At 43.1% G+C, this 12,688-nt stretch carries 6 protein-coding genes and 1 pseudogene; 4 read left to right on the plus strand and 3 right to left on the minus strand.

Translation table 11 applies throughout. The features are described from left to right. Window positions 1–69 precede the first annotated feature (69 nt). The 3 genes from AC1F2U_RS00330 to AC1F2U_RS00340 form a co-directional block, all read right to left on the minus strand. The gene (locus tag AC1F2U_RS00330) at window positions 70–429 is read right to left on the minus strand and encodes a VOC family protein (RefSeq protein WP_480259327.1); all 360 of its coding nucleotides are present in this window, start codon (window positions 427–429) and stop codon (window positions 70–72) included. 212 nt (window positions 430–641) lie between these two features. Next, window positions 642–2,291, minus strand: coding sequence for a hybrid sensor histidine kinase/response regulator (locus AC1F2U_RS00335; protein WP_480259328.1), 1,650 nt, complete (start codon window positions 2,289–2,291; stop codon window positions 642–644). Next, a complete protein-coding gene (locus AC1F2U_RS00340) occupies window positions 2,288–6,622 on the minus strand; it encodes a PAS domain S-box protein (protein WP_480259329.1) in 4,335 nt (1,444 codons plus the stop codon). Before AC1F2U_RS00340 ends, AC1F2U_RS00335 begins: the two co-directional genes overlap by 4 nt. A 219-nt stretch (window positions 6,623–6,841) precedes the next feature. Here AC1F2U_RS00340 and ldpA point away from each other — a divergent pair, with 219 nt between their 5' ends. The 4 genes and pseudogenes from ldpA to AC1F2U_RS00360 all read left to right on the plus strand — a co-directional run bounded on the left by ldpA (window position 6,842) and on the right by AC1F2U_RS00360 (window position 12,514). Then, the gene (gene ldpA / locus AC1F2U_RS00345; protein ID WP_480259330.1) at window positions 6,842–8,011 is read left to right on the plus strand and encodes a circadian clock protein LdpA; all 1,170 of its coding nucleotides are present in this window, start codon (window positions 6,842–6,844) and stop codon (window positions 8,009–8,011) included. Between the two features lie 83 nt (window positions 8,012–8,094). Then, a complete protein-coding gene (locus AC1F2U_RS00350; RefSeq protein ID WP_480259631.1) occupies window positions 8,095–9,828 on the plus strand; it encodes a R3H domain-containing nucleic acid-binding protein in 1,734 nt (577 codons plus the stop codon). A 255-nt stretch (window positions 9,829–10,083) separates the two neighbouring features. After that, window positions 10,084–10,488, plus strand: a pseudogene (locus AC1F2U_RS00355) (IS4 family transposase); the annotation flags it as partial. A gap of 403 nt (window positions 10,489–10,891) precedes the next feature. Beyond that, window positions 10,892–12,514 carry a tetratricopeptide repeat protein gene (locus AC1F2U_RS00360; protein ID WP_480259331.1) on the plus strand — a complete coding sequence of 541 codons (1,623 nt, stop codon included), beginning with the start codon at window positions 10,892–10,894 and terminating at the stop codon, window positions 12,512–12,514. Window positions 12,515–12,688: the final 174 nt, after the last annotated feature.

Genomic DNA, 12,688 nt, shown 5'->3' on the forward strand with positions numbered 1-12,688 from the left:
CAGAGGAGAAAGACTTACTACTACTAATTCTCCCCTGCTCCCCTGCACCTCTGCTCCCCCTACTTCCCCTCACTGCTGACTCAACTCGATAACATTCCCATCAGGATCTTGAGTGAACAGGGCAGCGCGACCGGAGGCGCTAGCTTGAATGGGATAATTTTGATTGAGGAATTCTTGTTTGGCGGCGTCTAAGTCAGCTACTGTGAAGGCGACGTGGGGATTACGTCCCCATTTTTCGTTTGGGTTTTCTGTAGGGACAGTGGTTGCAACTATCAGGTGAATTTGATAGTCACCGACTTGATACCATGCACCAGGGTAGTTTAGGGAACGATCTATTTTGGATAATCCCAATACTTTGCCATAAAAATGTTCAGAGCGTTCTAAGTCAGTCACAAGAATCGCTGTATGGAGACTTTGGGTAATCTGCATTGTTAATAAGATACTAGTAAGATGCGATCGCGTTTATTTAGATTTTGGCGTAGTTTGAACTCTTTCGGTGAGTGAGGGTGGCAGGAGGAGAATTAATAAGCAATACTTCGGCTTCTCTACAAGACGCTGTTCGCGTTCGCGGTTCCTGAGCGTAGTCGAAGGGCAGTACAAGTGCCTAATAACAAAGGACAAATGACAAATGACAAATACCATTACAAACTTAAAGGCAGTTGAACTGTAAACGTTGTCCAGCCCTGAGAACTGGTAACTTCAATCGTGCCTTGGAGATATTCTACTAACTTCTTAACCAATGTTAAACCTAATCCTGTGCCGCTTTGTTGCCAGCGTTCCCGTTTCGGGTTGCCGTAGGCATCGCTTTCAGGAATCCGGTAAAACGGCTCAAAAATTCGAGATTGTTCTTTTTTCGGAATTATCACCCCAGAATTGCTAATTGTGATTTGAAAATAAGGAACTTGCAAATTATGTAATACACCAGATTTAGCATCCTCATCGCTCGGACTTTTTGTGATATAAATTAGCTGAACGTTTAACGCAATCTGTCCATCAGGCGGAGTATATTTACAAGCATTGTTGAGTAATTCTGAGACAATTTCAGTCAGGCTAGCCAAGTCTGAAACTAAAGGTGGTAAATCTGGAGAAACACTAACTTCAAAAGACTGTTGTCTAGCTTGAGCGCGTTCTTGAAAATACTCAACAACGTGAGGCAGCCAGTTTTGGAGTTGAATTGATGTTAATTCCAATGGATAGACATCTGCATCAATCATTCGTAGATACAGTAAATTGTCTACCAAATCCAGTTCTTGTTCGCACTGTTCGCGCACAATACGTAAATAGCGGGCTATAGATTCAGATGGAGAAAGTGTGTTTGAATTTAAGATACCCTGCCGATCGAGAATATTTTCTAGCACAGAGATTGCCATTTTGATGTTTGACAAGGGCGTTCGCATTTCATGAGAAGTGGTTGCCAGAAAATCCTCTTTTAATTGGTTCAGGCGTTGAAGTTCTGCCACACGAATTTCTAGTTGTTGGGCGCGTTCAGCTGCGAGATTGCGTTCTTCCATTAACCGTCGTTGCGTATCATCCCGAAAAACAAATACGGCTCCTGTAACTACACCATTATTATTTATCAGGGGAGTAGCGCTATCAGCTATTGGTATAGTTGTCCCATTTCTAGCAACTAGTAAGACGCCACCGCCTAAATATATAGTAGTTTCTTGTTGGAGGGCTGCGATGATTGGATTTTCTATCGGTAGCTGAGTTTGTTCATCAATGATTTTGATAACTTCTGTTAACGTCTTGTCTTTAGCTTCATTCCATTGCCACCCTGTTAGAGCTTCAGCTACCTGATTGATGTATTTAATATTTAATTCAATATCGACTACAATTACCCCATCGCCCATTCCCCGAAGTACAGAACTCAAAAATTGCTCGCGATCATAGCGATTTAAGGCTGTTTGAATGGCAACATAAAGTTCTTGCTCTTTAATAGGTTTGAGAATATATCCAAAGGGGGATGTCAGCGTTGCTCGCTCAACAGTACTTTTATCAGAGTGCCCGGTGACGTAGATAATCGGAATTTGCAATTGATGCCAAATTTGCTCCGCTGCCTGGATGCCGTCCATTTCACCCCGTAACCTGATATCCATCAAAATCAAGTTTGGGCGTAATTCAGCTGCTTTAGCAATTGCCCCTTCAGCAGAATCGGCAATATCTAAAACAACATATCCTAAAGATTCTAAACTTTCTTGTAAGTTGATAGCAAGTATATATTCATCTTCAACAACAAGGACTCGAACTGTCTTTTTTGTCTGTGTGTTTGATGAGATGTCAATTATATTCATGTCCGGCTATTTGTAAAAGTAATTTTGAACTCTGTACCCTGTTGAGAGTCAATTTCAAGTTTTCCTCTTAGCTGCTTGACTAAACCCTGGACAAGGGTTATACCCAGTGTTTTAGTTTTCTTACTATCAAAGTTTTCAGGCAAGCCAACACCATTATCTCTAATAATGAGTGTTAAAGTAGATTCCGATTCTTGATAAAACTTAACCTCAATTTTGCCCCCACGATTACCAACAAAAGCGTATTTCAAAGCATTAGAAACCAGTTCGTTGATAATCAAGCCACAAGGAATGGCGGTTTCGATGTCAAGGCTAGCATTATCAACTTGAATATTTAGTTGAATCTGGCTGGAACTGACATTATAGGAATCAAATAAATGAGTTGTTAAATCTGGAATGTATTGAGCGAAATCAATATCAGCGAGGTCTTCAGAACGGTATAGTTTTTCATGAACTAGGGCAATGGAAGCAATGCGATTTTGGCTATCGCGCAAAATAGCTGTCACTACAGGATCTTGTGTTCGTCTGCATTGCATTTGCAGCAAACTGCTGACAATTCCTAAATTGTTCTTAACACGATGATGAATTTCTTTGAGTAATACCTCTTTTTCTTTCAGAGAGGCTTTGATTTTTTCCTCTGCTTGCTTTTGCTCGGTGATATCTTGTTGGATAGCGACAAGGACGCTTCCATACTCAGGATGTTCAAAAACGGAAGCGGTAGCGCTACACCAGAACGGAGTGCCATCTTTTTTAATATTATGGACTTCATAAATTGCTTCACTGTGTTCCAAAATAGCAGCACAAATCGCCTGACTAATATCTCCAGGTGTATGACGTTGATCGCCGTAGTTGACAATCGACACGTGCTGACCGATTAATTCACTAGGGTCATAACCAAACATCTGCTCGAATTTAGGATTGGCGTAGACAAACACGCCATCTTTAGCACGAACTAGGCAAATTCCCTCCGCCATATTGCGGGTAATGACTGCCTGCAACTCTAACATTTGTTCAGCGCGTTTGCGATCGCTGATTTCAACTGCCACAATGCCCATGCTAATAGGTTCATCAGCTTCAGACTGAATTGGAAAATAGGAAGCTAGCCAAGTCCTGATTAAACCTGGAAATTTTGGGGTTTCTCCACTGATTTCCAAATCCAGAATCGGTTCACCCGTGGTTAAAACATGTTGAAAGAGTTGCTCTTGCTTTGGTGCTATATCAGGGACAATCTCCCACGGTGTCTTGCCAAAATGCTCTGCTGCGGGAATGCCATTAATTTCTGCTAATGCTTCATTAATCAATGAATAACGTAGTTCCCGATCGAGAATGGTTATACCAACAGGTGCATTATTGATGAAGGTATCCAATAACTTTTGCTTGTGAGCCAGTTCTCGCTCTAGAATCTTGTGTTCACTTATATCAATAATTACCCCTAACATCCGTACAGGTTCGCCTGCTTCGTTGTAAACACCACGCCCTTTCCCTGTGAGCCAGTGAACCTTGCCATCGGGAAAAATCACTCGATATTCACCTTGAAAATTAATATGTTGTGCCAGTGCATTTGATACAGCCTGTTCGATTCGGTCAACATCCTCTGGATGCACGCGATCGCGCCATAATTGATAATTGGCTGCTGATATTTCTGGATCTAAACCTAACAAACGATAATGGTTGTCGTTCCAGATAACTTCGCCTGTTTGAACATTCCAATCCCAAAGACCGATGTGGTTAAATTCCAACGTTAGTCTCAGTTGTTCTTCACTTTTGGCTAAGGCTGCTTCGGCTTGTTTGCGTTCGCGTAGCGCGGCTTGTCGATCGCTGATATCCCGATGAGTACCAGTCATTCGCAGAGGATTACCATCTGCATCTCGCATCACAACCTTACCGTAGTTGGCAATCCATTTGCATTCGCCTGACTTAGTTCGGAGTCGATAGTCAAATTTGTACGGTATTGAACTATCCTTGAAGTGATCTGTCAAGATTTTCTTCACCCAAGGGAGATCGTCTGGATGAACTAATCGCTGCCAGGTAGTAAAATCCTGTGGGAGTTCATCAAAGCGGTATCCGAGCATTTCTAAATAGTGAGGGCTGTAATAAACCTGTCTAGTCAAAATATTCCAGTCCCACAAAGCATCTCCAGAAGCCTCAAGGGCTAATTGTAGTCGTTCTTCACTTTCTCGGAGAGCGATTTCTGCTCGTTTGCGATCTTCTTCATCAGTGATTCGTACCAGTTGCATCACAGTACCAGCGACCGTAATTTGTTTGACTGCGATGTTTCCCCAAAAGGGTTTGCCCTGCTTAGTAATATATTCAACTTCTCGACTCCAAAACCCTTGCTGGTGAATTTCTTCCATAAAGGTGGCAATCTCATCGGAAGTGAACGGTTGTTTTTGCAGAGTGTTAACTTTAATGTTAATTAATTCGGCTTTACTAGAGGCTGCAAATAGCTCCACTGCTCGATCGTTACAGTCAGCGATCAGTAATGTTTCAATATCTACCAAAAAAAGCGCATCAGCGGATTCGTTATAAACAGCTTCTAGCAAGTCACGACTACGGATGATTTCTAACTCAGTTTGTTTGCGTTCTGTAATATCTATAACTGCTCCCAATAGTTTAACTGGCTGTCCTTGAGCGTCATAAGCTATCTCTGCTTTTGATTCAACATAGCGCACTGAACCATCAGGTTGGATAATTCGATACTCAAGATTGAAAGGGGCTTGTTGAGCGTAGGTGTAGCCAGTCGTAGACATCGCCTGTTCCAGTTGAGCCTCTATCCAGGCGCGATCGTCTGGGTGAACTATTTGAAGAAGTTCCGTTTGGTTGGGTTCGCCTTGAGTGGGATTCAGGCCAGAGATGCGAAAGGTTTCTATTGACCAGGAGCGCTTTTTCGTTTCTAAATTCAATTCCCAACTGCCTACATGGGCGATTTGTTGAGTAGTAGCTAGCAGTGCTTCACTTTGTTGGAGTTTTTCTTTAGCCTGTTTGAGTTCGGTAATATCTCGCCCTTCTGGAATCAACAAAACAACTTGACCTGTCTCATCTAAAAGCGGACGGAGTGAAAAATCGACTGTTGCTATCCGATTATTTGCACCGAGAACATCAACTTCATAGCGGATAAACTCCCCTTGGGCTGCACGAGCGATCGCTTGTTTTAATTCTGCTTGAGTTTGCGGTGAAATTGTCCACCAGTGTGCTTCCCAAAAAGGGCGATCGATCGCATCTTCTAGTTTCAGTCCGGCAAAACTTAGCGCCGTCTGGTTCGCTTCCAGTAAAATGCCAGCTGGCGTTAGCAGTCCTATGAACTGGAAAGTATTATTGAAAATCGCACGGAAACGGCGATCGCTTTGGTGCAATTTGGCAGTCCGTTCTTGTACCTTCGCTTCTAACTCGGTGTTGAGGGTTTGGAGATGGTGGTAGAGTTCGGCTTGTTGGATAGCGATCGCTAGTTGCACCGTTATTTGCTTGAGCAATTCCACCTCAAATATCTGCCATTGTCGCGGGGCAGAACATTGATGTGCGATAAATAGCCCCCAAAGTTCAACTGCTTGAGTCTCCTTGCTCTCTAACAAAATCGGGACAACTAAATTCGCTTTCACCTGAAACTGTTCCAAAAATTGAATATGGCAGTCACTTAAACCTGCTTCGTAGATGTTTGTGGCTGCCCAAATTTTTCCTCGGCGATATTCTCCCCCCTGATTTTCCTGAAAACAGGTATCTTCAATCTCCAGTCCGAAGATTGGTGTCCATTGGGGTAATACCGACTCCGCGACGATGTTGCCCCGCATTTGAGGCGTAAATTGATACAGCAGTACCCGATCGGCATCCAATAACTGGCGGACTTCTTGAACACTCGTGGCAAGGATATCTTCAAGCCTCAACGATTGGCGAATATTAAGAGCGATCGCTCCTACTAACTTTTGTTGTTCCTGTTGCTGTTTTAGCTGCCGCATTAGCCGCATTTGCTCGATCGCCCCATGAACCGCTCGGCGTAAATTATCAGAAGTCAGTTTTCCTTTGACTAGATAATCTTGCGCCCCACTTTTGATCGCTTGGACTGCGATCGTTTCATCTCCCTGTCCAGTCAGTATAATTACTGAAACTTGGCTGCTGGAAGTTTGTCTCTGTAGCTGAGTAAGAAATTCCAGCCCATCTAAATCTGGTAATCGATAGTCTAACAAAATCACATCCGGTATTTTCCCTAGACAAGCTTGTAGCGCCTTATTTCCAGACTCAAATTCATAAATATCATAAGTGTAGCGATCGTCCCGCTCTAGGAAGCGTCGATACAAAGCTCTATCTTCAGCAGAGTCTTCTACAAAAAATACAGTTGTCATGTTGTCGGCCTCCTAAGACAGCTGTGGGAGTGGGGAGATGGGGGAGCAGGGGAGCAGGGGAGCAGGAAGTTTTTCTCCTCTGCCCCTCTGCCCCTTTGCCCCTTTGCACCTCTGCCTCTTCTGCCCCATGCCCAATTCAATAAACCCTAAATCAACAAATTCGGACTTTTTCTCGATCGCAGACTACTATTTTTAGTCGCATAAACGCATAATAGAATAGTGACTGATCTGTTCCTACCTTTACAATCTCTCAAACAAGGTGACTGGTTCAAGCTGATCTGCGGAGCCAGCTTCCAGCATTTGCCGGCAGTCAGAAGTTTAACGTTAGCCTATACTTTGGCGGGCGCTGACTGTATAGATGTTGCAGCTGATCCAGCAGTAATTGCAGCAGCGCAATCAGGGCTACAAGCAGCCAAATCTCTGGCTAAGGATGCCCAAAAGCGAGGCTTTGACTACAAAGGCAATTTACCCTTTTTGATGGTCAGCCTAAACGATGGAGAAGACCCCCATTTTCGCAAAGCAGAATTTAATTCTCATGAGTGTCCTACAGACTGCCCTAGACCCTGCGAACGGATTTGTCCGGCACAAGCGATCGTGTTTGACAGTATCAAAGAAGACTTTTCAGGAGTAGTATCCGAAAAGTGTTATGGCTGCGGTCGTTGCATCCCAGTTTGCCCTTATAGTATAATTTATACAGCTTCATACGTGACAACGCCGGGAGCGATCGCGCCATTGGTAATGTCAACGGGAGTAGATGCCGTAGAAATCCATACAAAAGTCGGGCGATTGGCAGAATTTGAGCGATTATGGCAAGCAATTTCACCGTGGGTCGATAAACTAAAGTTACTAGCCATCAGCTGTCCTGATGGTGAAGGGATGATTGACTACTTAAGAACGCTCTACGACAAGATTGCCCCACTCAAGGGTGCTTTAATTTGGCAAACCGATGGTCGTCCGATGAGTGGTGATATTGGCGATGGCACCACAATAGCCGCGGTGAAATTAGGGCAAAAAGTTTTGGCAGCTAAGTTACCAGGATATGTGCAGTTAGCAGGCGGCACAAATAAGTATACCGTTGCTAAGTTAAAAGCGATGGGACTGCTCAAAGAGGCAGGGGAGCAGGGGAGCAGGGGAGCAGGGGAGAAAGAAGAAATTTTCCCCTCTGCCCCTCTGCCCCTCTGCCCCTCCGCCTCCATCGCTGGGGTCGCCTACGGTAGCTACGCTCGCGTACTGCTGTCACCAATTCTCGAACAGTTAGAGAATAAGGAGGTAAGTAACACCAATGTGAAGGCGACTATTCGCCTAGAAGAAGATGAAGTATTGCTTTGGCAAGCTGTAGAACTTGCCCATTCTCTCGTTTCCCAGATCAAGTCACAGCAGGAGCGTTAATTGCTCGTTCGGAAAAATACCCAGGGCGGGTTCTCCTGCACGCAAATGTCCTCGCTATCTCTAAAAACGTCACCATAGAACGCATGACGATTACAGACGATCTCCAAAAGTTATTAGACATTTTGCCCCAAGACCTGCAACAAGTACTAGAGAGTCATCCCAAACGAGATAGTTTAGTAGAAGTGGTCTTGGATTTGGGTCGTCGCCCAGAGGCTCGCTTTCCTAATCAAGCTGAGTATTTGAGCGAAGTACCCGTTACTCAAGAACAAATAGATGATTGCATTCAACGAGTCGGAATCTTTGGCGGAGATAATCGGGCAGGAATTGAGCAAACTTTGCATCGGATCAGCGCTATTCGCAACCGCACTGGTAAGATTATTGGCTTGACCTGTCGCGTTGGTCGGGCGGTATTCGGAACCATTGGCATGATCCGCGATTTGGTAGAAACTGGTAAATCGATTCTCATGCTGGGGCGTCCAGGCGTGGGTAAAACTACCGCCTTACGGGAAATTGCCCGTGTTTTAGCGGACGATCTGCATAAGCGAGTGGTGATTATTGACACCTCCAACGAAATCGCTGGGGATGGTGATGTTGCTCACCCCGCCATTGGTCGCGCTCGGCGGATGCAAGTGGCTCATCCAAACGAACAGCATCAGGTGATGATTGAGGCAGTAGAAAACCACATGCCAGAAGTCATTGTCATTGATGAAATTGGCACGGAACTGGAAGCTTTAGCGGCTCGTACCATTGCGGAACGGGGCGTACAGTTAGTAGGTACTGCCCACGGAAATCAGATCGAAAATCTGATTAAAAACCCCACCCTGGCTGATTTAGTTGGGGGTATCCAAGCTGTGACCTTGGGAGACGATGAAGCCAGACGGCGAGGCTCTCAAAAGACTGTTTTGGAGCGGAAAGCCCCACCTACCTTTGAAATTGCGGTGGAAATGTTGGAACGCCAACGCTGGACAGTACACGAAAGTGTTGCTGACACCGTAGATAATTTGCTGCGGGGGCGTCAGCCTACTCCACAAACGAGAACCGTTGATGACCACGGCAAAATTGCGGTTACACGTCAGTTAGCTGTTGTCAACGGTCGTGGTGGACAGCTAGGAACAGTGGAGGATTCTTTCCCACCGGCGCGACCGTCTAATGGCTGGCGTTCATCTGGACAAATGGTTGCACTACCCCAATTGCCTGTAGAACGGGTAACTGGGCGCAGTGAGTTTGACCGTTTACTAGATGAATCTTTCAATTATTCTGAAAGCATTGATTTGGATGCTGCTACAAGAGTGCCAGGGCCCAATGGTGAAGATTTGCCACTGCACGTTTACCCTTATGGGGTTAGCCGTCACCAACTGGAACAGGTGATTAGCGTGCTAACTTTGCCCGTGGTCTTGACAAAAGATATAGATACTGCTGATGCAATTTTGGCATTGCGATCGCACGTCAAAAACCACGCCAAATTACGCCAAATGGCCAAAGCTCGTCATGTACCCATCCACGTAATTAAGTCCAGCACTATTCCCCAAATTACCCGTGGTTTGCGGCGGTTGCTGAACATTGACGACCCAGAGATGGCCGATGATAGAGAACTACAATTGTTTTTGCACAATGGTAGCGATGATGAGATGGATGCTCTTGAAGAAGCTAGACTTGCCGTTGAGCAAATTGTGATTCCTAAAGGACAGCCAGTCGAGTTATTGCCACGTTCTCCCCAAGTTCGCAAAATGCAACATGAGTTGGTAGAACATTATCGCCTCAAGTCGCATAGTTTTGGCGAAGAACCAAATAGAAGATTACGGATTTATCCGGCGTAATTTTAATAACTCTACCAAAGAGTTTACTTACAATGTACACACAAGCCTTTGTCAAGGTAATTTACGGTTAGTCTCATAGATAGCCCCTGAGAAACCTCACCCTGTCCTCTCTTTAGTAAAGATAGGACAGGGTGAGGTTTTGGAGGACTTTTGGGTAATCGGATAACTTATGTGTACAACGTAACCTTTTAGAGAAAAGTTTATGTATTTGAAAAGCGCTTTAACCATCAAAAATCGCTAAAATCATTATCTATACTCAAGCTAATTGACCAACAAGTATGGGCAAGAGAAAAGGAAACTATTGGCATTGCTAAGAAGCGTCGGCAACGAGAAACTAAAGATAAAGAAAGTCAACGTTGGTTAGATGCTGCAACAGTGACACAAGAGGTAATACCAACAGATATCCAGGTAGTGACTATTACCGACCGAGAAGGGGATATCTACGACTTATTTGCCATGCCACGAACAGGAAATTCCGATTTTTTGATTCGTGCCACCCATAATCGACGAGTTGACCATGAGACTAAGTACTTAGATCAAGCGATCGCTGAAATATAACCCTGCGGCAGAATCATTGTCGAATTACAGCGCCATCCAGAACGGGAAGCACGACTTGCCACATTGACATTACGCTTTGCCACTTTAGAGATTCAAGTACCACTGAAGATCAATTTCCTCTCCTGTTAACGATCGCCTACTGTAATTATTTCCCATCACAGCGAGTGTCCTAAATGTCAAGTCCACCCTTTTTGTCTTTTCCTAAAAGCATATTCCTGTAACAGTTACAGCAATGTTAAGAAAGATCCGGGTAATGGATAGCTCGCTTGCGAGGAGGGGGGACTGGAGTCGGTGAGAGGCTTGGGGTTGTGATTTTCGGCCATTTGCGATCTTGGTGGTTAGCTAATTAATATTTCATGTATTATTCCCAGCGATCGCACTCTCCCAACTCTTCAAAACTCTGGCATAATCAGACATGGCTGCACCTAAAAAGCTGATTTAAAGGTTTACGCCAACTGGATATATTTAATAGAATAATCTCATCAAAAGATTCGCAGAAACATAAATGGACTGGATTACACTACTGCGATCGCTACAGTCTGATTTTATTAAAAGGTTAGCATCTGGTTGTCTGCTTCATTGTGAAACAGAAGGTCAATATAGTGAATTAACTATAATTTCTGGAGAGAGGTTAAAAGCACTACGGGAATTTTGCTGGCAGATGGCTGAGAAATATAAGCGTGTTTTACCAGTGCGTGATGTTTTTCTTAGCTATCTCAAAGGTAAGTTAGGTGAAGAAGTTGTCAAAGAACGTTTAGCTGATTTTATTACCGAAGTCGATTATGAAAAGCGATTTGGCGGCGATGGTAATATAGATTTTACCTTGACTTCTGACCCATCTATTGGTATAGAAGTTAAATCTCGTCATGGTCGCATTGACAGAGTTAGATGGTCAATTAGTTCTGAAGAAGTTGAAAAAAATGCAGTTGTAGTTTGCATTTTAATTCAAGAAGATGTTAGTGAAGCACAATCTGAGTATCACCTTTTTTTAGCTGGCTTTCTCCCAACCCAGATGATTAAGTTGAAGACTGGTAAAATTTCTTTTGGGATAGAACAATTACTATATGGTGGTGGTTTATGGTGTTATCTAGAACAGTTACAATCTTCTATAAATAAATCTTCTCGGCAACAACCACCTATTTATAAATATCTTCCGAAACAGGAAATTCTATCTAAGCCAACTAATCATCAAATACTCAGATCTCCTTTTCAGCCTGAATATCATAATGAAGATTTAAACATATTTTATGTAAAACTGGGTGATGAATGCTTTCAAAAAGGAGAATATACAAATGCAATTACTAACTATAATCAAGCTTTACAAGTTAATCAAGGGGATGTTGATATTTTATATTATAAACGAGGTTTAGCTCTCTATCAAATAGGAGATTACGAAGCTGCGATCGCAGATTATTCTCAGGCAATTCAGAGGAATATTCATGATGCTAAATCTTACAATAAACGAGGTTTAGCTCTCTATCAACTGGGGCGATTAGAAGAAGCGATTAATGATTATACTCAAGCTATTAGAATTAATCCTAATGTTGCCATAACCTATAAAAATAGGGCTGAAGCTCGTTCTCATGTTGGAGATAATCAAGGAGCAATTGAAGATTATACCCAAGCTATTAAAATTAATCCTCATTATGCTGATGCTTATAAAAACCGTGGAATTAATCGTTATTTGTTAGGCTCTCAGCCAGGATTTCCTCAAGCAATCAAGATTAATCCTCAAGATGCCATAGCTTATAAAAAACGTGGGAATGCTCGTTCAGATTTAGGAGATTTTGAGGGTGCGATTGAAGATTATACTCAGGCAATCCAAATTAATCCTAGTTATGCTGATGCTTATTACAACCGTGGGAATGCTCGTTCAGATTTAGGAGATTTTGAGGGCGCAATTGAAGATTATACTCAGGCAATCCAAATTAATCCTAGTTATGCTGATGCTTATTATAACCGTGGCAATATTCGTTTAGAAATTGCAGATAAACAGGGAGCAATTGAAGATTTTCAAAAAGCAGCAGATATCTATTGTAAAGAAGGTAAGCTAGAAGCACTCAAAGATACACGAGAAATAATATTAGATTTAGAAATAGAAGAATCATTAGATATTTTAAACTTCTAGATAAATACTATATAAAGTAATTTCCAAAGTGTGTTTACCATCTGACTGATTTTAGTTGATTTAGGTAATGTTGTTACTATGCGATCGCCTCATTTCAGAAAACTGTATGATAAACGAATATCTGCTTAACAAGCATATCACCCAGTTTTTATCCTGTAAGGAGTCCACTGCTAT

The sequence above is a fragment of the Nostoc sp. LEGE 12454 genome (assembly GCF_056620565.1).

Coding starts and splice junctions, on each gene's coding strand:
- AC1F2U_RS00335 (WP_480259328.1), bottom strand. CDS start 2,291: ATGAATATAATTGACATCTCATCAAACACACAGACAAAAAAGACAGTT.
- AC1F2U_RS00340 (WP_480259329.1), bottom strand. CDS start 6,622: ATGACAACTGTATTTTTTGTAGAAGACTCTGCTGAAGATAGAGCTTTG.
- AC1F2U_RS00330 (WP_480259327.1), bottom strand. CDS start 429: ATGCAGATTACCCAAAGTCTCCATACAGCGATTCTTGTGACTGACTTA.
- AC1F2U_RS00360 (WP_480259331.1), top strand. CDS start 10,892: ATGGACTGGATTACACTACTGCGATCGCTACAGTCTGATTTTATTAAA.
- AC1F2U_RS00350 (WP_480259631.1), top strand. CDS start 8,095: ATGACGATTACAGACGATCTCCAAAAGTTATTAGACATTTTGCCCCAA.